At 71.0% G+C, this 24,467-nt stretch carries 16 protein-coding genes; 15 read left to right on the top strand and 1 reads right to left on the bottom strand.

Annotated elements, in window-relative coordinates:
• The first annotated feature begins 157 nt into the window (after positions 1-157).
• The 10 genes from folC (at position 158) to NX794_RS09830 (ending at position 12,849) form a co-directional block, all read left to right on the top strand.
• Positions 158-1,681 (top strand): bifunctional tetrahydrofolate synthase/dihydrofolate synthase, encoded by a 1,524-nt coding sequence (gene folC, locus NX794_RS09875; protein WP_258777914.1) that lies wholly within the window; start codon positions 158-160, stop codon positions 1,679-1,681.
• 9 nt (positions 1,682-1,690) lie between these two features.
• A complete protein-coding gene (locus NX794_RS09870) occupies positions 1,691-2,050 on the top strand; it encodes a DUF4233 domain-containing protein (protein WP_258777913.1) in 360 nt (119 codons plus the stop codon).
• A 66-nt stretch (positions 2,051-2,116) separates the two neighbouring features.
• On the top strand, positions 2,117-2,530 hold the full coding sequence (gene ndk / locus NX794_RS09865; protein WP_258777912.1) for a nucleoside-diphosphate kinase: 414 nt from the start codon (positions 2,117-2,119) through the stop codon (positions 2,528-2,530).
• A gap of 287 nt (positions 2,531-2,817) precedes the next feature.
• The gene (locus tag NX794_RS09860; protein WP_031158632.1) at positions 2,818-3,837 is read left to right on the top strand and encodes a rod shape-determining protein; all 1,020 of its coding nucleotides are present in this window, start codon (positions 2,818-2,820) and stop codon (positions 3,835-3,837) included.
• Between the two features lie 166 nt (positions 3,838-4,003).
• Positions 4,004-4,951, top strand: coding sequence for a rod shape-determining protein MreC (gene mreC / locus NX794_RS09855; RefSeq protein WP_258777911.1), 948 nt, complete (start codon positions 4,004-4,006; stop codon positions 4,949-4,951).
• A 14-nt stretch (positions 4,952-4,965) separates the two neighbouring features.
• The gene (gene mreD, locus NX794_RS09850) at positions 4,966-5,643 is read left to right on the top strand and encodes a rod shape-determining protein MreD (RefSeq protein ID WP_258777910.1); all 678 of its coding nucleotides are present in this window, start codon (positions 4,966-4,968) and stop codon (positions 5,641-5,643) included.
• Positions 5,644-5,791: 148 nt separating this feature from the next.
• Complete coding sequence (gene mrdA / locus NX794_RS09845) at positions 5,792-8,041, top strand: penicillin-binding protein 2 (RefSeq protein ID WP_258777909.1); 2,250 nt, start codon at positions 5,792-5,794, stop codon at positions 8,039-8,041.
• Positions 8,038-9,234 carry a rod shape-determining protein RodA gene (gene rodA / locus NX794_RS09840; RefSeq protein WP_258777908.1) on the top strand — a complete coding sequence of 399 codons (1,197 nt, stop codon included), beginning with the start codon at positions 8,038-8,040 and terminating at the stop codon, positions 9,232-9,234. The genes mrdA and rodA overlap by 4 nt, the downstream gene beginning before the upstream one ends.
• Before the next feature lie 60 nt (positions 9,235-9,294).
• Positions 9,295-10,809, top strand: a complete 1,515-nt coding sequence (locus NX794_RS09835) for a CYTH and CHAD domain-containing protein (RefSeq protein ID WP_258777906.1) — start codon at positions 9,295-9,297, stop codon at positions 10,807-10,809.
• A gap of 78 nt (positions 10,810-10,887) precedes the next feature.
• Positions 10,888-12,849 (top strand): TIGR03960 family B12-binding radical SAM protein, encoded by a 1,962-nt coding sequence (locus NX794_RS09830; protein WP_258777905.1) that lies wholly within the window; start codon positions 10,888-10,890, stop codon positions 12,847-12,849.
• Between the two features lie 354 nt (positions 12,850-13,203).
• On the opposite strand, the gene NX794_RS09825 is transcribed toward NX794_RS09830, so the two are convergent.
• Positions 13,204-14,565 (bottom strand): hypothetical protein, encoded by a 1,362-nt coding sequence (locus NX794_RS09825; protein WP_258777904.1) that lies wholly within the window; start codon positions 14,563-14,565, stop codon positions 13,204-13,206.
• 603 nt (positions 14,566-15,168) lie between these two features.
• Here NX794_RS09825 and NX794_RS09820 point away from each other — a divergent pair.
• The 5 genes from NX794_RS09820 to NX794_RS09800 all read left to right on the top strand — a co-directional run bounded on the left by NX794_RS09820 (position 15,169) and on the right by NX794_RS09800 (position 24,404).
• The gene (locus NX794_RS09820) at positions 15,169-16,056 is read left to right on the top strand and encodes a hypothetical protein (RefSeq protein WP_258777903.1); all 888 of its coding nucleotides are present in this window, start codon (positions 15,169-15,171) and stop codon (positions 16,054-16,056) included.
• A gap of 52 nt (positions 16,057-16,108) precedes the next feature.
• A complete protein-coding gene (locus tag NX794_RS09815; protein ID WP_258777902.1) occupies positions 16,109-16,381 on the top strand; it encodes a hypothetical protein in 273 nt (90 codons plus the stop codon).
• Between the two features lie 245 nt (positions 16,382-16,626).
• A complete protein-coding gene (locus NX794_RS09810; protein WP_258777901.1) occupies positions 16,627-18,690 on the top strand; it encodes a restriction endonuclease in 2,064 nt (687 codons plus the stop codon).
• A 264-nt stretch (positions 18,691-18,954) separates the two neighbouring features.
• Positions 18,955-19,731: a TIGR03936 family radical SAM-associated protein gene (locus tag NX794_RS09805; RefSeq protein ID WP_258777900.1), complete on the top strand. Its 777-nt coding sequence runs from the start codon at positions 18,955-18,957 to the stop codon at positions 19,729-19,731.
• Between the two features lie 263 nt (positions 19,732-19,994).
• The gene (locus tag NX794_RS09800) at positions 19,995-24,404 is read left to right on the top strand and encodes a ribonuclease E/G (RefSeq protein WP_258777898.1); all 4,410 of its coding nucleotides are present in this window, start codon (positions 19,995-19,997) and stop codon (positions 24,402-24,404) included.
• Positions 24,405-24,467 lie beyond the last annotated feature (63 nt).

The following is a 24,467-nucleotide window of genomic DNA, read 5'->3' as shown; positions in this document are numbered from 1 at the left end:
CGAAAGGCCCCGGCACCTTCGAGGCGCCGGGGCCTTTCGGCCCCCTAAGGGGCGCGGGGAACTGCGCGACCAGCCACAACGCACCCGCACCCGGCCGATGACGCCCAGCCCCCCAACCGGCACCGCACGCCCCCACAAGCCTCCGTAGACTGACCCCGTGAGCGACGCCCCGCACGAAAACGACCAGCCCGACCCCCGCGACCCCCTCGACGCCTTCGAGGAGATCGTCGAGGCCGAGACCACCCGCGACCCCGACCTCGCGGTGATCGAGGCCGGCAGCCGCACCCTGCGTACCCAGGGCGGCCCGCCGGAGGCCGACGTACCGGCGCGCCCCGCGGACCCCGAGGTCGACAAGGCCCTGCGCGAGGTCGAGACGGAGCTGGCCACCCGCTGGGGCGAGACCAAGCTGGAGCCCTCGGTCAGCAGGATCTCCGCGCTGATGGACGTCCTCGGCGAGCCGCAGCGGTCGTACCCCTCGATCCACATCACGGGGACGAACGGCAAGACCTCCACCGCCCGCATGATCGAGGCCCTGCTCGGCGCCTTCGAGCTGCGCACCGGCCGCTACACCAGCCCGCATGTGCAGTCGATCACCGAGCGGATCAGTCTGGACGGCGCCCCGGTCTCCGCCGAGCGGTTCGTGGAGACGTACCAGGACATCAAGCCGTACGTCGAGATGGTCGACGGGCAGCAGGAATACCGCCTCTCCTTCTTCGAGGTCCTCACCGGCATGGCGTACGCGGCCTTCGCGGACGCCCCCGTGGACGTGGCCGTGGTCGAGGTCGGCATGGGCGGCTCCTGGGACGCGACCAACGTGATCGACGGCGACGTCGCCGTGGTGACGCCGATCGACCTGGACCACACCGACCGCCTCGGCGAGACGGTCGGGGAGATCGCCGGTGAGAAGAGCGGCATCGTCAAGCAGGACGCCACCGTCATCCTCGCCCAGCAGCCGGTGGACGCCGCCCAGGTGCTGCTGAAGAAGGCCGTCGAGGTGAACGCCACCGTGGCCCGCGAGGGCCTGGAGTTCGGCGTCGTCGCCCGGCAGGTCGCCGTCGGAGGGCAGCTGCTCACCCTGCGCGGCCTCGGCGGCGAGTACCAGGAGGTCTACCTCCCGCTGCACGGCGCCCACCAGGCGCACAACGCGGCCGTCGCCCTCGCCGCCGTCGAGGCGTTCTTCGGCGTCGGCGCCCAGCGCGCCGAGCCGCTGGACATGGACACCGTCCGCAAGGCCTTCGCCGCCGTGTCCTCCCCGGGCCGCCTGGAGGTCGTACGGCGCTCCCCGACCGTCGTCCTGGACGCCGCCCACAACCCGGCCGGCGCCGCGGCGGCGGCCGAGGCGGTGCGCGAGGCGTTCGACTTCACCCGGCTGATCGGCGTCGTCGGCGCGAGCGGCGACAAGAACGTACGGGGGCTGCTCGAAGCCTTCGAGCCGATCTTCGCCGAGGTCGTCGTCACCCGGAACTCCAGCCACCGCGCCATGGACGTGGACGAGCTGGCGGCCGTCGCCGTCGAGGTCTTCGGCGAGGAGCGGGTGCAGGTCGAACCGCGGCTGCCGGACGCCCTGGAGGCCGCGATCACGCTGGCCGAGGAGGAGGGCGAGTTCGCCGGCGGCGGCGTCCTCGTCACCGGTTCCGTCATCACCGTCGGCGAGGCCCGGCTGCTGCTGGGGAAGGGCTGAGGAGCCACCGTGCGTACGCTCTGTTCATCGACGCTCATCGGCGAGGTCTTCATCATCGGCTTCGCCGGGCTCGTCGCCATGAAGGACCCCGACCTGTCCACCTCCACGGTGTGGCTGGTCAGCGGCATCGCCATGCTGCTGTGTGTGCTGCTGTGCGGCATGGTCACCCGGCCCGGCGGGGTGGCCCTCGGCTGGGCCCTCCAGCTCGGGCTGATCGCCTCCGGCGTCTTCGTGCCGACCATGTACTTCATGGGCGTGATCTTCGCGGCGCTGTGGTGGGCCTCGGTGCACTACGGCCGGAAGGTGGACGAGGCCAAGGCGCGGTTCGCCGCGCAGGCGGAGTCCACCTCTTCGCCTGACGCTGCGTGACGGGTGCCCGGACACGCCCTGTAACCTCGTCCCACCGCACCCGTCAGTCGCGTAAGGAGTCCCCTCGTGAGCCAGCGCACCCTCGTCCTCCTCAAGCCCGACGCCGTCCGGCGTGGCCTGACCGGCGAGATCATCAGCCGTATCGAGCGCAAGGCCGGCTGGCAGATCACCGCGCTGGAACTGCGCACCCTGGACGAGGAGACCCTGGAGACGCACTACGGCGAGCACAAGGGCAAGCCCTTCTACGAGCCGCTGGTCGCGTTCATGTCCTCCGGTCCGGTCGTCGCCCTGATCGTGGAGGGCGAGCGGGTCATCGAGGGCGTGCGCGCGCTCGCCGGCCCGACCGACCCGATCGCCGCCGCGCCCGGCTCCATCCGGGGCGACTACGGTGTCATCGTCCGCGAGAACCTGATCCACGCCTCCGACTCCGAGGAGTCCGCCGAGCGCGAGGTGAAGATCTTCTTCCCGGACCGCGCGTAACACTCCGGGAAGCCGCGCCGGAAGGTCCGGGACACCCGCTCCCGGACCCTCACCTTTCCCGGGGTGTTTCCCGGCATGGGTACCGGCGATTGAGGGAACGCGCGCCCCCGAACGCCCGTCTCCACAAGCGGGGCGGCCCGCCATCTGGTGACAATGGCGGAGACCCTCGCACCGTGTTCGTGCAGGCGCGTTTACGATGGAAGCCTTCACGTCACAGCACCCGCCTCGCCGACCTGATATGCCCTCAAAAGCTCGGGTGGGCCAGATGAATCCGGATGGGGAACTCAATGTCGTTCATCGGCCGTGACATGGCTGTCGACCTCGGGACCGCCAACACGCTGGTGTACGTCAGGGGTCGCGGAATCGTGCTCAACGAGCCGTCCGTCGTCGCCATCAACACCAACACCGGCGGAATCCTCGCGGTGGGCGCCGAAGCGAAGAAGATGATCGGCCGCACGCCGGGCAACATCGTCGCCGTGCGCCCGCTGAAGGACGGCGTGATCGCCGACTTCGAGATCACTGAGCGGATGCTCCGCTACTTCATCCTGAAGATCCACAAGCGGCGGTACCTCGCCCGGCCGCGGGTCGTCGTCTGCGTGCCCTCGGGCATCACGGGCGTCGAGCGCCGCGCGGTGATCGAGGCGTCCTCCCAGGCCGGCGCCCGCCAGGTGCACATCATCGAGGAGCCCATGGCCGCGGCCATCGGCTCGGGTCTGCCGGTCCACGAGGCCACCGGCAACATGGTGGTGGACATCGGCGGCGGCACCACGGAGGTCGCGGTCATCTCGCTCGGCGGCATCGTCACCGCCCAGTCCATCCGCGTCGCCGGCGACGAACTGGACAACGCGATCATCCAGTACATCAAAAAGGAGTACAGCCTCCTGCTGGGTGAGCGCACGGCCGAACAGATCAAGATCACGATCGGTTCGGCGTACGACCTCGACGCCGACGAGCACACCGAGGTCCGGGGCCGCGACCTGGTCTCCGGACTGCCCAAGACCGTCGTCATCTCGGCCGCCGAGGTGCGCAAGGCGATCGAGGAGCCGGTCAACGCGATCGTGGACGCGGTCAAGACGACCCTGGACAAGTGCCCGCCGGAGCTGTCCGGCGACATCATGGACCGCGGAATCGTTCTGACCGGCGGCGGTGCCCTGCTGCGCGGCCTCGACGAGCGGCTGCGCCGGGAGACCGGCATGCCGATCCACATCGCCGAGGACCCGCTCGACAGCGTCGCGCTCGGATCGGGTAAATGCGTCGAGGAGTTCGAGGCGCTCCAGCAGGTGCTGGACGCCCAGCCGCGCCGATGAGATGACTCCTCGATTCCGCCGTACGAGACGATCTCCTCTCGTACGGCGGATCGTTGATATACAGGCATAAGCTCCCCCAAATGGGCCTCTTGGGTTCGCGCCGCACCATTTCGCGTATTCCGAAGACCCGCCGAATTCCTATCGAGGAAGGGCACGGCCGCCGCACGTGAGGGACACCAAAGAGAGCCGGCTGCTCCTGGTCCTGCTGATCGCCATCGCGTTCGCGTTGATCACGGTGGACATCCGAGGGGGCCGGAACTCCCCGGTCGACGGCGCCCGGCAGGCCGCGGCAGCGGCCTTCGGCCCGGTCGAGAACGGACTGTCCTCCGCGGTCGACCCGGTCGGCGACGCCGTCTCGGCGATCCGCGACTCCGGCACCCGGCACGACCGGCTCGCCGCCCTGGAGAAGGAGAACGCGGCCCTCAAGGCCAAACTCGGCAGCGACGACCGCAACCGCAGCCGCCTCAAGCAGCTCGACAAGATGCTGAAGATCGCCGGCGAGGGCCAGTACGGCATCAAGGGCGCCCAGGTCATCGCCATAGGGTCGGCACAGGGCTTCTCCTGGACCATCACCATCGACGCCGGCGCCGACGACGGCATCCGGCGCGACATGACCGTGCTCAACGGCGACGGCCTGGTCGGCCGCGTCACCACGGTCGGCCCCGGCACCTCCACCGTGCTGCTCGCCAACGACCCGGACTTCACCGTCGGCACCCGGATGGAGGGCGGCGACGAACTCGGCTTCGCCTCCGGGCAGGGCGACCGCCCGCTGCGCGTGGAACTGCTCAACGGCAAGGCGGAGGTGAAGAAGGGCGACCGGCTCGTCACCTTCGGCTCGCAGGCCGACAAGCCGTTCGTGCCCGGCGTCCCGGTCGGTGTCGTCTCCCGCGTCGACCCCTCCGGCGGCGGCCTGACCCGCACCCTCTACGTCACCCCGTACGTCAGCTTCACCAAGCTGGACGTCGTCGGCGTGGTGGTCCAGGGGCCCAAGAAGGACCCGCGCGACACCGTGCTGCCGGCCAAGCCCAAGCCGGTCCCGACGCCGACGGTGACCGTCACGGTGACCCCCTCGGCGGGCGCCCCCACCGACGACCAGCAGCAAGAGCAGCAGTAGGAGCTGACTTCGCCATGCGTCTCAACCGGATCCTGCTCTCCAGCGCCCTGGTCGTCGTGGCCCTGGTGATCCAGGTGAGCGTCCTCGCCCGCCTGCACCTGCCGGGCGCCGTCCCCGACCTGCTGCTCCTCACCGTCCTCGGCCTCGCCATGGTGTACGGCCATGTCGGCGGCGCCCTCGTCGGGTTCGGCGCCGGGCTGCTGGCCGACCTGGCCCCGCCCGCCGATCACGCGGCCGGCCGCTACGCCCTCGTGCTGTGCGTCATCGGCTACTTCGCCGGGCTCGTCAAACCCGAGAACGGCCGCCTCAAGTCGGCGACCGGCCCGATGGTCGTCGTGGTCGCCGCCGCCGTCGGCTCCACCCTGCTGTACGCCGGGGTCGGCGCCCTCGTCGGCGACACCGCCGCCCGCCATGTGGGCCTGCCCAGCCTGCTGATCTCGGCCGCCCTGTACGACCTGCTGCTCGCGCCGTTCGTGGTCCCGGCGATCATGTGGCTGGCCCGCCGCGCCGACAACGACCCGCTCGCCGAGACCGGCCCGGCCACCAAGGCCGGCGACATCTCCTCCGGGTGGCTCTCCTCCGGCACCGGGCTGCGCATCGGCAGCCAGCGCGGCGGCCTCGGCGCGCTGAAGGCGAAGGCCCGCACCCGTTCCGCGCGGGTCGGCCGGATCAAGGGGGTCAAGCGGCTGTGACGGGCCCGGAGTTCACCCGAACGAGGCAGCTTTCCCGGAACGCGGGTTCACAGACTGATCGTTCATCATGCGTACGTGCCGGCGTGCGTCATGCGTACGTGCCGGCGTGGCCGGCCCATCCGCGCACTGAGAGGGGGAGGCAGCCGCAGTGACCAACATCCCCGAGACCGGTCGGACCCCACGGGTCCAGATCAGGCTCGTCGTGATCCAGATTCTCGTCCTCTCCCTGCTCGGCACGCTCGGCGGCCGGCTGTGGTACCTCCAGATCCGCGAGGGCGCCGCCTACCAGCGGGAGGCGTCGGGCAACCACGTCCAGCAGGTCGTGGACCCCGCCGTGCGCGGCGACATCCTGGACGCCCGCGGCGTCCCCCTCGCGGACAACGAGACCCGGCTGGTCGTCTCCGCCTCCCGCACCGACCTGCTCAAGCAGAAGGACGACGGCAAGGCCGTCCTCACCAAGCTGGCCGGCGTCCTCGGCATGAAGCCCGACGACGTCCTGCAGAAGGTCCGGCTGTGCGACGCCAAGACCCCCCAGCCCTGCTGGAACGGCTCGCCGTACCAGCCGATCCCCATCACCGACGAGGCCACCGCCAAGCAGGCCCTCCAGATCCGCGAGCGCTCCGAGGACTTCCCCGGCATCACCGCCGAACCCGAGGCCGTGCGCCGGTACGCGGGGCCGGGCAAGTCCAACACCGCCCAGGTGCTCGGCTATCTGTCCCCGGTCACGGACGACGAGATCCAGCAGGCCAAGGACACCGACTCGCCCTATCTGCGCTCCGACATGGTCGGCCGCTCCGGCCTGGAGCGGCAGTACGACAAGATGCTGCGCGGCAAGGCCGGCGTCACCCGCTATGAGGTGGACAACCTCGGCCGGGTCATCGGCAAGGCCAAGTCGGACGCGGCCGAGGCCGGTTCCAACCTGGTCACCAGCATCGACTCCCGGGTGCAGCGCGTCGCCGAGTACGAACTCGACAAGGCGATGAAGGCCGCCCGCGGGCAGTACGACAAGATCACCGGCACCAATTACAAGGCCGACTCCGGCGCGGTCGTCGTGATGGAGGCCAAGACCGGCCGGATCGTCGCCATGGCCTCCGCCCCGACCTACGACCCGAACGTGTGGGTGGGCGGCATCTCCGCCAAGGACTACAAGGCCCTCACCGGCAAGACGTCCGACTACCCCCTGCTCAACCGGGCCATACAGGGTCAGGCGGCGCCCGGCTCCACGTTCAAGGTGGTCTCCACGGCCGCCGCGGTGGAGGCCGGCTACCCGTGGGACGGCGGCTACCCCTGCACCAGCTCCTACTCGGTCGGCAGCCAGGTCTTCAAGAACTTCGAGGGCGAGAGCTTCGGCCCCATCTCGCTCGGCCGCGCCCTCGAAGTCTCCTGCGACACCGTCTTCTACGGCCTCGCCGACAAGGAGTGGAAGAAGGACGGCGGCATCAACCCCAAGCCGGGCAAGCCGAAGGACTACTTCTACAAGGCCGCCCACCAGTTCGGCCTCGGCAAGGAGACCGGCGTCGACCTGCCCAACGAGGTCACCGGCCGGGTCCCGGACCGCAAGTGGAAGCAGGACTACTGGAAGGCCAACAAGGACGCCTGGTGCAAGTCCGGCAAGAAGGACGGCACCTACGTCCAGAAGATCGCGTACGAGAACTGCCTAGAGGGCAACAAGATGCGCGAGGGTGACTCGATCAACTACTCCATCGGCCAGGGCGACACCCTCGTCACCCCGATCCAGGAGGCCGTGATCTACGGCGCCGTCGCCAACGGCGGCACGATGTACCAGCCGACCATCGGCAAGGCCGTCGTCAGCGCCGACGGCAAGACCGTCACCCCGATCAAGCCGAAGAAGAGCGGCAAGCTGCCGGTCGGCCAGGCCACCCTGAAGGGCATGGACGACGCCTTCGCCGGCGTCATCACCCGCGGTACCGCCGCCTGGAAGTTCGGCGGCTGGCCCCAGAACAAGATCCCGCTGCACGCCAAGACGGGCACGGCGGAGGTCTACGGCAAGCAGACCACCTCCTGGCTCGCCACGTACTCCAAGGACTACACGGTGATCATGACGATCGCCCAGGCCGGTACGGGTTCCGGAGCCTCCGGTGAGGCCGTGCGCAACATCTACAGCTCGCTCTACGGCGTCCAGGGCGACGGCTCCATCGACAACAAGAAGGCGCTGCTGCCCCAGCCGCAGAAGGGCCTGCCGAAGGTCCGCCCGGACGGCACCATCGTCAACCCCAAGATCAGCGGCGACCCGGCGAAGGACGTCGAGGCCTCCCAGAAGAACAACGCCACCAACGGCGAGGACCAGCAGCCGGCCACCTCGCCCTCGCCCGGCACGGGCAACCGTGACACCCGCAGAAGGTCCCGCAGGCGCGGAAGCCGGAGGATGCCCACATGACCGGCGTGAACAGCTTCTCCGTCTCCGGGTACGGCCCCGAGCGGGCCGGCTGGACCAGGCTCTTCGCCCGTGACTCGCTCACCCGCAGACTGGACTGGCCGATCCTCTTCGCGGCCACCGCCCTGTCCCTGCTGGGCTCCCTGCTGGTGTACTCGGCGACCCGCAACCGCACCGAGCTGAACCAGGGCGACCCGTACTTCTTCCTGGTCCGGCACCTGATGAACCTCGGCATCGGGATCGCCCTGATGATCGGCACGATCTGGCTCGGCCACCGCGCCCTGCGCAACGTCGTGCCGATCCTGTACGGGCTGTCGGTGCTGCTCGCCCTGGTGGTCCTCACCCCGCTCGGCGCCACGATCAACGGCCAGCGCAACTGGCTGGTGATCGGCGGCTTCTCGCTCCAGCCCGCCGAGTTCCTCAAGGTCACCATCATCCTGGGCACGGCGATGCTGCTGGCCGCCCGGGTGGACGCCGGCGACAAGCCCTACCCCGACCACCGCACGGTCTTCCAGGCCCTGTGCCTGGCCGCCGTACCGGTCCTGGCGCTGCTGCTCATGCCCGACCTCGGCTCGGTGCTGGCCATGGTCGCCATCGTGCTGGGCGTGCTGCTCGCCTCCGGCGCCTCCAACCGCTGGATCTTCGGCCTGCTCACCGCCGGGGTGATCGGCTGTATCGCCATCTGGCAGCTGCACATCCTGGACGAGTACCAGATCAACCGCTTCGCGGCCTTCGCCAACCCCGATCTGGACCCGGCCGGCGTGGGCTACAACACCAACCAGGCCCGTATCGCCATCGGCTCCGGCGGACTGACCGGCGCCGGACTGTTCCACGGCTCGCAGACCACCGGCCAGTTCGTGCCCGAGCAGCAGACGGACTTCGTCTTCACCGTCGCGGGCGAGGAACTGGGCTTCCTCGGCGCCGGCCTGATCGTCTTCCTGATCGGGGTCGTCCTGTGGCGGGCCTGCCGGATAGCACGTGACTCCACGGAGCTGTACGGCACGATCGTGGCCGCCGGGATCGTCGCCTGGTTCGCCTTCCAGTCCTTCGAGAACATCGGCATGACACTCGGCATCATGCCGGTCACCGGCCTCCCGCTGCCGTTCGTGTCGTACGGAGGCTCGTCCATGTTCGCGGTGTGGATCGCCATCGGACTCCTCCAGTCGATCAAGGTGCAGAGACCGATGTCGGCGTAGGACGACCGGGAGCCCGGCGGGCGGCTGTCGCCAGGACGCGGACGACACTAGATTCGATCCATGGCGGACGCGGACGCGAAACGCGAGATCGAGCGCAAGTACGAATCCGACGACAGCGGCCTGCCGGACCTGACCGGCGTCGGCGGGGTGGCCGCCGTCCTCGACAAGGGACTGGTCGAGCTCGACGCCACCTACTACGACACCGCCGACGAACGCCTGGCCGCCGCCGGGCTCACCCTGCGCCGCCGCACCGGAGGCGCCGACGCCGGCTGGCACCTGAAGCTCCCGGTCGCCCCCGGCGTACGCGACGAGATCCGGGCCCCGCTCTCCGACACCGTGCCTCCGGAGATCGCCGCCCTGCTCCGCTCCCGCGCCCGTGGCGACGAGCTGGTCCCGCTGATGCGGCTGCGCTCCGCCCGCGACCTCCGCCACCTGGTCGACGCCGACGGCACCCTCCTCGCGGAGGCGAGCGTCGACGCCGTGACCGCCGAGCGCCTCACCGCTGGGGGAGGGACCGCCCAGTGGACCGAGATCGAGGTGGAACTCGCCGACGACGGCGACCCGGCCTTCCTCGACCAGGTCGACAGACGCCTCCGCAAGGCGGGCGTACGCCCCTCGCGGTCGCCGTCCAAGCCGGCCCGCGCCCTGGAGCAGACGGCCGGGGGCCGCCGCCGGCGCCGGAAGAAGACCGAGCCCGCCGAGCCGGTGACCGCGGGCGAGCACGTCCTCGCCTACCTGCGCGCCCAGCGCGACGCCCTGCTCGAACTGGACCCGGCCGTCCGCCGCGATCTGCCCGACTCGGTGCACCGCATGCGGGTCGCCACCCGGCGCGCCCGCAGCACCCTGCGCACCTTCCGCACCATCCTCGACGCCTCGGTCACCGGCCCCGTCGGCGCCGAGCTGAAGTGGCTCGCGGGCGAGCTGGGCCGCGACCGCGATCAGGAAGTACTGGCCGAGCGCCTGACCACCGCCCTCGACACCCTGCCACCCGACCTGGTCACCGGCCCCGCCCACGCCCGGCTGACGTCCTGGACCAAGACCCGCGGCATCGCTGCCCACACCCATCTCATCGGTGTCCTCGACTCCCCCCGCCACCTCACCCTCCTGAACGGCCTGGACGCCCTGCTGGCCGTCCCACCCCTCCTGAGACCGGCGGCCAGGAACCCGGAGAAGGAGCTGAAGAAGGCCGTACACAGGGACCTGACCAAAGTGACGGCCCTCCTCTCCCGGGCCCTGGACCTCCCACCCGGCACCGCACGCGACCTGGCGCTCCACGAGGCCCGCAAGAAGGCCAAGCGCACCCGGTACGCGGCCGAGGCGGCGACCCCCGCCCTCGGCACCCCCGCCCGCACCCTGACGGGGACCATGAAGTCCCTCACCTCCCTGCTCGGCGAGCACCAGGACAGCGTCATGGCCCGCCGCGCCCTGCGCGAGCTGGCCGCGGCGGCGCAGGAGGCGGGGGAGAGCGCCTTCACCTACGGGCTGCTGTACGGCAGGGAGGAGAGCCGGGCGGCCCAGGCGGAGGCGGCCCTGCCCGGCCTTGGGAAGGAGCTGGACCGGGGGCCGGCCGGCTGAGCGTACGGCGGAGCCCGCCGGGCGGGTTACGCTAGATGGTCACCCCTGTACCCCCGTCAGCTCATGAAGGTTCGCGAGATGCCTGTCGAGTCGGTTTTCCCGCAGCTCGAAGCTCTGCTCCCCCACGTGCAGAAGCCGATCCAGTACGTCGGCGGAGAGCTCAACTCCACCGTCAAGGACTGGGACGAGTGCGATGTCCGCTGGGCGCTCATGTACCCGGACGCGTACGAGGTCGGCCTGCCCAACCAGGGCGTCATGATCCTCTACGAGGTCCTCAACGAGCAGGACGGCGTCCTCGCCGAGCGCACCTACAGCGTGTGGCCGGACCTGGAGGCGCTGATGCGTGAGCATCGCGTCCCGCAGTTCACGGTCGACAGCCACCGCCCGGTGAAGGCGTTCGACGTGTTCGGCCTGTCCTTCTCCACGGAGCTGGGCTACACGAACATGCTCGCGGCCCTGGACCTGGCGGGCATCCCGCTGGAGTCGAAGGACCGCACGGTCGACGACCCGATCGTGCTGGCCGGCGGTCACGCCGCGTTCAACCCGGAGCCGATCGCCGACTTCATCGACGCGGCGATCATCGGCGACGGCGAGCAGGCCGTCCTGGACATGACCCGGATCATCCGCGCGTGGAAGGCCGAGGGCAGCCCCGGCGGCCGCGAGGAGGTCCTGTTCCGCCTCGCGAGGACGGGCGGGGTCTACATCCCGGCCTTCTACGACGTCGAGTACCTCGCGGACGGCCGGATCGCCCGTGTCGTACCGAACCGGAGCGGTGTGCCGTGGCGGGTGTCCAAGCACACCGTCATGGACCTGGACGAGTGGCCCTACCCCAAGCAGCCGCTGGTCCCGCTCGCGGAGACGGTCCATGAGCGGATGTCGGTCGAGATCTTCCGCGGCTGCACCCGCGGCTGCCGCTTCTGCCAGGCCGGCATGATCACCCGCCCGGTGCGCGAGCGCTCCATCACCGGCATCGGCGACATGGTCGACAAGGGTCTGAAGGCCACCGGCTTCGAGGAGGTCGGCCTGCTGTCCCTGTCCTCCGCCGACCACACGGAGATCGGTGACATCGCCAAGGGCCTGGCCGACCGCTACGAGGAAGACAAGATCGGCCTCTCGCTGCCCTCCACCCGCGTGGACGCCTTCAACGTCGACCTGGCGAACGAGCTGACCCGCAACGGCCGCCGTTCGGGCCTCACCTTCGCCCCCGAGGGCGGCTCCGAGCGCATGCGCAAGGTCATCAACAAGATGGTCTCGGAAGAGGACCTGATCAGGACTGTCGCGACGGCCTACGGCAACGGCTGGCGCCAGGTGAAGCTGTACTTCATGTGCGGCCTGCCCACGGAGACCGACGACGATGTCCTCCAGATCGCCGACATGGCGATGAGCGTCATCCAGAAGGGCCGCGAGGTCTCCGGCGCCAACGACATCCGCTGCACGGTCTCCATCGGCGGCTTCGTCCCCAAGCCTCACACCCCCTTCCAGTGGGCCCCGCAGCTCTCGGCGGAGGAGACGGACGCCCGCCTGGCCAAGCTCCGCGACAAGATCCGCGGCGACAAGAAGTACGGCCGCTCCATCGGCTTCCGCTACCACGACGGCAAGCCCGGCATCGTCGAGGGCCTGCTCTCCCGCGGTGACCGCCGCATCGGCGCCGTGATCCGCGCGGTCTACGACGACGGCGGCCGCTTCGACGGCTGGCGCGAGCACTTCTCCTACGACCGCTGGATGACCTGCGCGGACAAGGCGCTGCCCCAGTTCGGCGTGGACGTCGCCTGGTACACCACCCGCGAGCGCACCTACGAGGAGGTCCTCCCCTGGGACCACCTCGACTCCGGCCTCGACAAGGACTGGCTCTGGGAGGACTGGCAGGACGCCCTCGACGAAACAGAGGTCGAGGACTGCCGCTGGACGCCTTGCTTCGACTGCGGGGTGTGCCCCCAGATGGACACGTCGATCCAGATCGGCCCGACGGGCCGGAAACTGCTGCCGCTGACGGTGAAGAACGCGGGGGCGGCGCCGGCTTCGAGTGGGCACGTGCATTGACGCGAGCGAGGGACTCGATCGGGTGATTGAGGCGTCGGCAGCGGCGAGCGGGGAACAAGTGACCGCGCTGCTCGCCGCGGTGGGCGCCTCTTGTCCTAGCCTCGCGGCGTTGCTGATGGTGCCTCGCAGCCCGCTGCCGAAGGCAGGCGGACCGCCTCGCATTGTCTCCGAGTGGGAGTGGCCCCGCCCCCTCCCAGATCTTCCCGGGCGACTGTCGACCGCTCCCTGGGCGGCATGTCGGCCGGCGATCCGGACACACCGACCGTGGTCATGGACGGTGGCTTCGTCGGCGCGGAGCGGGCCGAGACCGTTGATCGTTACCGCTGCTGGTCTCGCCGACACCTTGAGCGCCCCTCACTTTCGGTCGGCGCCTCGCAGCACATCAATCAGGTCCATCGGATGCGTCAGCCTGTGCCTGAAGAGCCAGGAGCCGGCCAGCAGCAGGGCCAGACCGACCAGGACACCGTTGGCCTCCTCCGGAAGCTTTGCCATCGACGCAGCGACCAAGGCCCCGACGCCGAACGCACCGACGCCCAACAGGCGCAGCCACTCGTAGTCGGTGGCGGCTTCCGCCGCGTCGACATCGTCCAGGAGTTGCCCGATGCGCCCTTCCGCATAGCGCTCGGCGATGGTGAGCAGCATGTCGGCCAGTTCCTGAAGGACCATGCCGATGTCGGGATCGGTGTACTGGCGAGCCTCGACTGCGCGAAGTGTCCCGATCACCTTCGCGGCGTGGGCCTTGAGAGCGTGACGCTGCCGCGCGCGTTCTGACCAGGAGTTGTACGCGCTTCCGGTTCGCCAGGCATTCCGGATGACGTATTCGGCACGTCGCACAGATACTTTCTGCGTGTTCAACGGAGAGCCTTGGCCCCACGCGCGCCAGGTGCGAGCGCAGTCGGCGGCAGTGAGCAATAGCACCACGACGGGCCTGTAGTGCGCCTCGTCATCAACGGTGGCGGGATGCCGGGCTCGACGTGCGGAACGCTGATGGCTGGAGTTCTCCGGCGGGATCTGTCGTGCCCCGTTCGTCAGGGCGATGACAAACGGGTAGAGCGCCTTGAGCGTAAGGAGAATCGTGAGGATCAAGACGAGGTAGATCAGCGGTGTGAGGACCCCCCAAGACGGAGCAAGCGACCCAAGATGTTTGACCGCTGAGACTCCGTCCACCACTTTGTGAATGATCCACGCGGCGGCGTCCTTCATACCCTTGAAGAGTGCGCCCAGAGGGTCTGGCGGCGGAGCGTCCCGCGCATAGCTGTGCCCGGAGCCGCTGGCGGAGTCCTGTGGAAGGCCATCGTCGTGCTCTGGCGGGTTGCGGATGAATTCGACGATCGCTTCGAGGTTCGCTGTGCAGTACACGAGGACCAGGAGACCAAGAGCTCGGGCTGGGATGGCCCACAGGGCGGCTCGCCACCACTTCAAGGTGGCTTCCACGATGAGAGGGCGTGCCCGCAGGTCGCTTTCCGGAAGAGTTTCGGCGATGACCGGGGCGACTTGGTTGATCGTGCGACTCATGAGCGTGTTGACGAGTTCGTCGTGGCGGGCACGTATCGCATTCCTCCTGCGGCGTAGCCAGCTCCGCGCCGGATTCCTCACCCTGTGCGACAGCCATCGCTGAAAGGGGACGTATGAGAACACGATGACCAGGACCGCGCAGCACAGCAGGAACAGGGCGATACGCGTGACAGCGGGGGAGGTTGGCATGGTTACAGGCACAGGATCATTTTGCAGACTGCCGCCACAGCGGCTACGCCTTCCCTCCGAGGGGTGGATCCGTCGGCGGCGCAGGGGCGGGGTGACCCCTTGACCCATCGAGACACAACGCCAGAACTTGGCGGTTCTCGGCGCTGGTCGTCGTCGGGTGCCGCTTCCAGGTACCCGTGACGTGTGGAGCCCCGGTGAAGGCCGGCAGAGCGACCGTCGGAACAACGTGACCGGCCTGCTCATGGGGTGTCACATCCGTCAACACCGCCGCCAGAAACTGACGATGCTGTCCCTTCGTCGACAAGTGCGAGAGTTCTGCTCGTGGCCTCTGTTCCTGGCGTCGCGCCCGGCTGAGGGCAGACGCGTCGGTCAAGTGACAGACACCACATGCGATTCTCCTGCGCCAGCCCATTTGATGAATCGCGCCGATCGCCCGGATTGCCCCCGTCAAGAAGGCGTTAGTTCACCATCCAATGGCCAAGTCCGAGTCAAGGTTTGTGTCAACTGGCGGCCAGTGGTGACGAATTCTGCTTGGGAGCCCTGCGCTTGATCGTGTAGAAGTTGATCAGTCCGCATTGACCGGCGGACGCGCAACATCTTCAGGGGGAAAACTTCATGCGCAGAGGTGTAATAGCCGGCCTTTCCGTCTTTGCCGGCGCAGCCGCTCTGGCCACCACTTTGGCGCCCGCCGCAGTGGCTGACACGAATACTTCGGCCTCTGGTGCCGCCGCGGTGATCGAAAAAGCAACCGGAACCGCCGGCCTGCGGTCGACTGCCTTGGACTCACCGGTGGACGGCGCCCAAGTGACGCTTCCCGCACGCGGCGACGAGCCCATCACCGCGACGAAGGGGGACACGACCGTCTCCCTCACGCTGCCGGCGACGGGGTCGAAGCAGCAGTCCAGCACGGACGGCACGGATGTCTTCGCGGGGAACGAGGCGTCCGTGAACGCGGGCGCGCAAGCCACCACTGACGGGGGCTTCCGCGCGCTGTTCACGCTCAACGACGCCAACGCTCCACGTCAGCAGTCGTTCACGCTTGCCCTGCCCGCAGGGGTGACGACCCGTCAGACCGCCGAGGGCGGTCTGGTCGTCTTCGACGCGGACGGGGCGATCATCGGCGGCCTGGAAACCCCGTGGGCCAAGGACGCCAACGGCAACGCCGTACCCACGACCTACACCGTTGACGGCGACACCGTGACGCAGACGGTCACCCCGAACGCCGACACGGCCTTCCCGGTTGTCGCCGACCCGAAGTGGACGTGGGGAATCATCAGCGGCACGGTCTACTTCAACAAAAAGGAAACGTCCCACCTGGCCGCGAACGCGGGCTTCGTGGCGGTGGTCTTCGCCGCGGCACCGCCGCCGTTCGACGCGTACGGCGTTCTCAACGCGGCAAACATTTCCCGGGTGGCCTGGAATGCCGGCTCCGACCACAAGTGCGTGGAGGTGAAAGTGCCGACATTCCTTCCGTACGAGTACTCCGGCGGGCACTGCAAGTAGACTTCGTCCTAGACCGGACTTCTGTCCGTAGAGGAGAAAGAGGACCCAGGGCATGAATGATTTCGCCGGACCGTCCATTCTCATCCTGGCCGCTGCGGTCATCCTGGCGGTCAAGTACCGTCGGCGTCTGGCCGGCCGGCAGGCGTTGTGGGTCACGTCGACGGTGTCCGGCCGAGTCGTCGTCGCGGTGGCCTTCCTTGCGGGGTGTGCCTGGGCGTGGTCTCAGGGGCCGTCCGCCATCAACGCCGGTGTGCTGGGTCTGGGGCTGGCTCTTCTGGCGGGCGCGGTCGCCGAGGCGCTGATGGGCAGGGCCGCACACCGCTGACAGGCAGAGGTGCGTCGCGTGAGGCCGGAGTGCATGAGTGCTCCGGCCTCACGCGTGTCTGTGAGGTCGCTGTGCCGGTGGACCGTTCCGGTCGCTGAGGCTCCTGCGTGTGTCGGTGCCGCATCCTTGGCAAGGGCATGTCCGGGAGTAGGGATTGCTGGATAAAGTCGGTTTGTCACGGACGGTTGCGGGGGCAGCCGGAGTTCGGTCGGCCTTGCCGACGTCCCTGGGGAGGGCTTGAGCGGATGAGTCGTCGCTCTGCTGGTTTCGTCAACACGTGGGCCGAGGTGCAGCGGGCGCAGCAGCGCCAGGTCGAGGCCGAGCGGCGGCGGCGCCGGGAGGAGGACCGGCTGGCGCGGGACTACGAGCGGCGTGCGGCTCAGGGGCACCGGGAGTACCGGCAGGCGGAGGCAAGGCGGCGGACCGAGGAACTGGACGCGCGGGTCGCGGAGTTGCAGGGGCTGCTGGCCGAGGGGTGCCGGGCGCCGGCTTTCCGGGCGGCTTCCCTGATGCGGGTGGCGGAGGTTCCGCCGTTCGATCCGGGCGGGCTCGCGTGGCCGGTGCGTATGCCGGACCAGAACCAGTACCGTCCGCAGGGCGGCGCCTGGACGGCGGGCCGACGGGCACAGGCGGAGGCCGAGGCGCGGGCCCGTTTCGAGCACGACTGGTACCAGGCGCAGGCCGCCGAAGCACAGCGGCAGCAGCAACTGGCGGCACTCCAGCGGGAGTACGAGCAACGGGCCGAGGCGCAGCGCAGCGAGGTGCAGCGGTACAACGCGGGTGTCAGCGAGGCTGCCGCGGGTGTCGGGCGGGGCGAGCCCGAGCTGGTCGTCGAGTACTTCTCCACCGCCCTCTACGCGTCGGGTGCCTGGCCCGACGGCTTCCCCCGGCGGCTGGCGGCGGCCTTCGACCCGGCGGCACGGCAACTGGTGCTGAACTGGGAGCTGCCCGGGTACGACGTCGTACCGGAGGCCAAGGCGGTGCGGTACATACCGGCGCAGGACCAGGACAAGGAGACGGCGCGTCCCGTGACGCAGCGCCGTGCCCTGTACCGGGAGGTGCTGGCGCAGAGCGTGCTGCTGGTGCTGCACCAGCTCTTCGCCGCGGACGAGCACGGCACCCTGGACTCGGTGGCGCTGAACGGCTTCGTGGACGCCCCCGACCCCGCGACCGGCAGGCAGACCCACATCTTCCTGGCCACCGTCATGGCCCGCCGGGCGGACTTCACGGGTTTCCGGCTGGAGCAGGTGGACGCGACCAGCTGCCTGACGGAGGCGCTTCGGGGACAGCTCGCCACCCGCCCCGACCAGCTCACTGCCGTACGGCCCGGCCGGCGGCCCGAGGAGGTCGGCGGTCAGGTCGTCACGCACGGCGAGGGTGGCGAGGAGCCGGATCTGTACGCCATGGATCCGATCGAGTTCGAGTCCCTCGTCGCCGACCTCTTCCGCGCCATGGGTATGCGGGCGGTGACGACGCAGCGTTCGAACGACGGTGGCGTGGACGTCGACGCGCTGGACCCGGCGCCCATCAGGGGCGGCAAGATCGTCGTCCAGGTGAAGCGCTACCGCAACACCGTGCCGCCCACCGCGGTCCGAGACCTGTACGGCACCGTCCAGGACGCGGGCGCCAACAAGGGCGTCCTGGTGACGACGTCGGGATTCGGCCCGGGTTCGCACACGTTCGCCCGGGGGAAGCCGCTGGAGCTGATCGAGGGCGGCGCACTGGTCGACCTGCTGCACCGGCACGGGCTCCGCGGGCGGCTGGGGGAGGGCGGGCGGCCGGCGCCCGCACCGGCCGGGCCGGAGGGCGCCGCGGCTGCGCCCGCCGACCACAACGTGCTCGGCCTGATGTGGTCCGGCACCGTCGCGCTGGACGTCTGCGCACTCGTCTGCGCGGGCAACCGGGTGCTGAGCGACGACCACTTCGTCTTCTTCAACAACCCGCGCACCCCGGACGGATCGGTGCGCACGGTGTCCGCGTCCGCGCCGGACAGGGCGGCGGTCGGCGTGTCCTTCGACACGCTGCCGCCGGGCGCCGACCGGCTCGTCCTCGTCGCGGCCGTGGACCCCGAGACCAACCCGGACGCGGACCTCTCCGGTTTCACCGACGCCTGTATCCGCCTGCTCGACGCGTCATTGAACGACCTCGGCCGGCTCGACGTCTCCGACGGCCGCGCCGGTGAGACAGCGCTCGTGCTCGGCTCCTTCCGGCGCCGCACGAACGGCGACTGGGACTTCGTCCTCGGCGGGAAGGGCTACACGGGCGGCCTGGAGGAGCTCGTGCGGGACTACGGCATCGAGGTGGAGTAGTCCCGGCGCGGACTCGGTGAACCCAGGGGTCACGACAGCGCCGTCACCCCCGCCGCCAGGGCCTGGGCCGCGAGGGTCGGCAGCAGGATGCCCGCCATGCCGGTGAGCACGATGCTGGTGAGAATCAGGTAAGAAAACGGAGGATGCCGGGGTGGGAACCTTCGGCGCGTCGCACACGTACTCTTGGCAGCAGTACGACCGCTCTCACGAAGGACTAGGACACTGGGCAAGCGACAGCCCGAAGGCCCGCCGCCCGCACCCGCGGTGCAGCGCATCCGACTGCGTTACACCAAGCGCGGCCGCCTGAGGTTCACCAGCCACCGAGACTTCCAGCGCGCCTTCGAGCGTGCGCTGCGCCGCGCCGAGGTGCCCATGGCGTACTCGGCGGGATTCACACCGCATCCGAAGGTGTCGTACGCCAATGCCGCACCCACCGGCACGGGCAGTGAGGCGGAGTACCTGGAGATCGCGCTGACCGCCCCGCGCGACCCGGAGAACCTGCGCGACCTGCTCGACGAGTCGCTGCCCACCGGGCTCGACATCGTCGACGCGGTCGAGGCACGGACCTCCGGGCTCGCCGACCGGCTGACGGCCTCCGTATGGGAGCTGCGGCTGGACGGCGTCGACCCGGCCGAGGCCGGGCGCGCGGCGGCGGCCTTCACCGCGGCCGGCAGCGTGGAGGTGCAGCGCATGACCAAGAACGGCGTGCGCACCTTCGACGCCCGGCCCGCGGTCGTGAGTCTGGAAACGCACGGTTCCCCGGCTGATAGGCCGAGTGACCGGCCCTGTGCGATACTGCGGCTGGTTGTTCGGCACGTGACGCCTGCCGTACGACCCGACGACGTCCTGTCCGGTCTCCGCGCCGTGGCCGACCTGGCGCCGCCGGTCCCCGCAGCGGTGACCAGGCTGGCGCAGGGGCTGCTCGATGAAGAGACCGGCACGGTGACTGACCCGCTCGCGCCCGACCGCGAGGCAGCACCGGCCCCCGAGGCCGTACCGGCTGCCGCCGCGACGGCGCCGACGCCGGAAGGTCCCGCGTAGGGACGCACGTCGTAGCGCCGCCCTCGTACTCGGGAGCCACCTGGGTCGGGCAGCGCACCGGACCAGAAGACTTTCGCCAGGCCGTACCGACAAGGCGTACGGAACCGGCGAGACAGGACACAGAGTGCTCCCGTGCGGCGCCCGCGCCCCGGACGGCGGCCATCGCGCATCGCGCGGGCCGCGGACGTCACCGGCGGACGGTCCTTCGAGGCCGTCGCCGGACCAGGCGCGGCGCCCGGGAGCCTGACGGGAGAAACGCCCGCATGCTCGAACCGACCGATGCGAACGAGTCCGCCACGGACTCCGAACTCAGCACCCCGAGCGACACGCTGCCGCCGCGCAGGCGCCGCCGTGCCGCGTCCCGCCCGGCGGGTTCACCCGCCGCGGCCGAGGCACCCGCCGAGGTGACCGTCCCGGCCGTGGCGGCCGCCGGCACCGACGACGTCACCGAGGTCACTGACCCCCCGGAGACGGCTGAGGAACCCCCGCCCGCCGCGCGTCCGCGCCGCCGGGCCACCCGCCGCGCGTCCGCCCCGGCCGGCACCCCCGCCGCCGAGGCCGTCGAGACCGCCGAGACCGTCGTCCCGGCCGCGTCCGGCGCCGAGGAGGCCGCCGCCGTCGCCGAGGGCGGAGACGTCGTCGTCGGCGAGGAGGCCGCGCCGCGCCGCGCCCGCCGCCGTGCCACCCGCAGCTCCGCCACGCCCGCCGCCGACTCCGGTGCGGAGCAGATCCCCGGCACCGCCGAGGAGCCCGAGGCCGCGCGTCCTCGCCGCCGGACCGCCCGCCGCGCGTCCGCCCCGGCCGGTACGCCCGCTGCCGAGACCGTCGCGCCGGCGGAGGAGCCGGTCGTGGAGGCGCCCGCCGAGTCGGCGCCGGAGACCGAGGCCGCCGCGCGTCCGCGTCGTCGTGCCACCCGTCGTGCGTCCGCTCCCGCCGGTGCGCCCGCCGCTGTCGAGTCCGCTTCCGATTCTGAGTCCGTCGAGACTGTCGAGGCCGTGGCCCCCGCTGCCGTCGAGCCGGCCGTCGAGACCGAGACCGCTGCGCGTCCGCGTCGTCGTGCCACCCGTCGTGCGTCCGCTCCCGCCGGCGCGCCCGCCGCTGGCGAGACCGTCGAGCCGACCCCCGCCGCCGTCACCGAAACGGCCGAGGCGGCCGAGGCCGACGCCGTCGCCGAGCCCGTCGAGGACGCCGCGCCCAAGGGCCGTACCCGCCGTCGCGCCACCCGCCGGGTGTCCGCCCCCGCCGAAGGCACCGCGCAGGAGGCGCCCACCGAGGCCAAGGCTGACGTGGCCAAGGCAGCCGAGCCCGTCGGCGACGTGGCTCCGGCCGTCGAGGAGGAGCCGGCGCCGCGCCGGGCCCGGCGTCGGGCCGTTCGCGCCGCGTCCGGGTTCTCCGCTCCCGCGCGTGCCGCCGGGGCTGGTGAGGCCGAGGAGACCGGTGGGCGCCGGCCGCGCCGTCCCGCCGTCGCCGTCTTCCAGGCACCGGTGTTCGCCGAGCCCCGGTTCCAGACCCCGGAGCGGGCCGCCGCCGAAGCCGCCGCGGTGGCCGCCGGGACGGAGGAGCCCGAGGAGACCGAGGAGATCGAGAAGGCGGGGAAGACCGGGGAGCACGCGGAGGAGCGTGCCGAGGCCGGCTCGCGTCGCCGCCGTCGCCGTAAGGGCGCCGACCGGGCCGAGGAGCCGGACACCGCCGGCGTCCCGGCCGGGGAACCGCAGCACAGCGCCACCGAGGACCAGGTCGAGGCCGAGCCCGAGGACGACGACGAGGAAGGCGACGAAGCGGAGGGCGCCGAGGGCTTCGAGGACTCCGGTTCGCGCCGCCGTCGCCGCCGTGGCGGCCGACGCCGCCGCCGTGGCGAGTCCGCCGACGGCGAGGGTGGCGACACCGAGGGCGACGACGTGGCCGCCGAGCAGGCCGAGCAGGACACCGAGGACACCGCCGAGCAGGAGGAAGAGGACGCCGAGGACGCCCGGGGCGAGGAGTCCGGCGGGTCCAGCTCCAGCAGCCGGCGCCGTCGCCGCCGTCGTCGCCGCGCCGGTGACAGCGGCCCCGAGGGTGAGCCGTCCGCCGACGACCCGGAGCGTACGGTCGTCAAGGTCCGCGAGCCCCGCAAGCCCGCCGAGCCGTCCGACGAGGTGCAGTCCATCAAGGGCTCGACCCGTCTGGAGGCCAAGAAGCAGCGCCGCCGCGAGGGCCGCGAGCAGGGCCGCCGCCGGGTGCCGATCATCACCGAGGCCGAGTTCCTGGCCCGCCGCGAGGCCGTCGAGCGCGTGATGGTCGTCCGCCAGCACGGCGAGCGCACCCAGATCGGCGTCCTGGAGGACGGCGTGCTCGTCGAGCACTACGTCAACAAGGAGCAGTCCACCTCGTACGTCGGCAACGTCTACCTCGGCAAGGTGCAGAACGTCCTGCCGTCGATGGAGGCCGCCTTCATCGACATCGGCAAGGGCCGCAACGCCGTGCTGTACGCGGGCGAGGTCAACTTCGAGGCGCTCGGCATGGCCAACGGGCCGCGCCGCATCGAGTCCGCCCTGAAGTCCGGCCAGTCCGTGCTCGTGCAGGTCACCAAGGACCCGATCGGACACAAGGGCGCCCGTCTGACCAGCCAGGTCTCGCTGCCGGGCCGCTATTTGGTCTACGTGCCCGAGGGCTCGATGACCGGCATCAGCCGCAAGCTGCCCGACACCGAGCGGGCGCGGCTGAAGACCATCCTCAAGAAGATCGTCCCCGAGGACGCGGGCGTGATCGTGCGCACCGCCGCCGAGGGCGCGAGCGAGGACGAGCTGCGCCGCGACGTCGAGCGGCTCCAGGCGCAGTGGGAGGACATCCAGAAGAAGGCCAAGAGCGGCAACGCGCCGACGCTGCTCTACGGCGAGCCGGACATGACCGTCCGGGTCGTGCGCGACATCTTCAACGAGGACTTCACCAAGGTCGTCGTCAGCGGCGACGAGGCCTGGTCGACCATCCACGGGTACGTCTCGCACGTCGCCCCGGACCTGGCCGACCGCCTGTCGCGGTGGACCTCCGAGGTCGACGTGTTCGCCACCTACCGGATCGACGAGCAGCTCGCCAAGGCGCTGGACCGCAAGGTCTGGCTGCCCAGCGGCGGTTCGCTGGTGATCGACCGGACCGAGGCGATGATCGTGGTCGACGTCAACACCGGCAAGTTCACCGGCCAGGGCGGCAACCTGGAGGAGACGGTCACCAGGAACAACCTGGAGGCGGCCGAGGAGATCGTGCGCCAGCTGCGGCTGCGCGACCTCGGCGGCATCATCGTGATCGACTTCATCGACATGGTCCTGGAGTCCAACCGCGACCTGGTGCTGCGCCGCCTGCTGGAGTGCCTGGGCCGGGACCGTACGAAGCACCAGGTGGCCGAGGTGACCTCGCTCGGCCTGGTGCAGATGACCCGCAAGCGGGTCGGCCAGGGCCTGCTGGAGTCGTTCTCGGAGACCTGCGTCCACTGCAACGGCCGCGGTGTCATCGTCCACCTGGACCAGCCGACCGCCGGCGCCGGCGGCAACGGCGGTGGCGGCGGTGGCGGCAAGCGCAAGAAGCGCGGGCGCGGCGGTGACGGCCAGGAGCACGTCCACGAGACCGCCGCGGTGGCCGTGGAGAGCGGCGAGGCCGTCGAGCCGGAGATCGAGACCGCCGTCGAGGTGGCCGCCGAGCTCGCCGAGCCGGTCGCGCTGCCGGCGCCGGACTTCGCGCTGGACGAGGAGCTGTACAGCAGCGTCGCCGAGGCGGAGGCGGCGGCCGGTCGTGGCCGCGGCCGGCGCCGCGCGAGCCGCCGGGCCTCGGCTCCGGCCGGCGCGCCCAGGACGGAGAAGGCCGAGCGGAGCGAGAAGGCCGAGCGCACCGAGCGGAGCGAGAAGGCCGAGCGCACCGAGCGGAGCGAGAAGGCCGCCCGGGGCAGGGGCGAGCGGGTGACGGCGGAGGCGGAGAGCGCGCCCGAGCCGGTCGCGCCGACCGCTCAGGACGTCACCGCCGAGGAGGCCGCCGCGCGTCCGGTGCTCCCGGAGCCGGCCGCCGAGGCGCTCGCCGAGCCCATGGCCGCCGAGGACCAGGTGGTGCCGGCGCCGCAGGCGGAGCCCGCCGAGCCGGCCGAGGAGGCCGCGCCCAAGGGCCGTACGCGCCGTCGGGCGACCCGCAAGGTGTCGGCTCCGGCCGGGTCTCCCGAGGGTGCCGAGGCGACCGTGGTGTCCGTCCCCGAGACGGCGCCCGCCACCGAGGCGCCGGTTGCCGAGGAGCCGGTCGAGCAGCCGGAGGCCGCCGCCCCCGCCCGCCCGCGCCGCCGTGCCGTGCGCAGGGCGACCGCGCCGACCGCGTCGGAGGACACGGCCGTGGTGGTCGTGCCGGCCGCCGCGGCCGAGGCCGGCGAGGAGCCGGCCGAGGGGTCCGCCGAAGCCGTCACGGAGGCCGTCGTCACGGAGGCCGTCACCGAGGCCGTCGCCGACGAGGCGCCGGTCAAGAAGGCCACCCGCAAGGCACCGGCCAAGAAGGCGACGGCGAAGAAGGCCGCCGCCAAGAAGACGGCCGCCAAGAAGACCGTGGCCAAGAAGACCGTGGCCAAGAAGACGGCCGCGAAGAAGACGACGGCCAAGAAGGCCGCCGCGAAGTCGACGGCGAAGAAGACCACCACCACGGTTTCCTCCGCCTCCGACGAGGGCTGAGAACCCGGGGTGTGCGGCCGGTCCGAGTGACCGGCCGCACACCCGAGGGGCCCGGTTTGACCC

The organism is Streptomyces pyxinicus (genome assembly GCF_024753135.1).
Classification (GTDB): Bacteria; Actinomycetota; Actinomycetes; order Streptomycetales; family Streptomycetaceae; genus Streptomyces; species Streptomyces pyxinicus.
The sequence above is the reverse complement of the archived record's forward strand: the minus strand, read 5'-3'. Positions and strand labels throughout refer to the sequence as shown.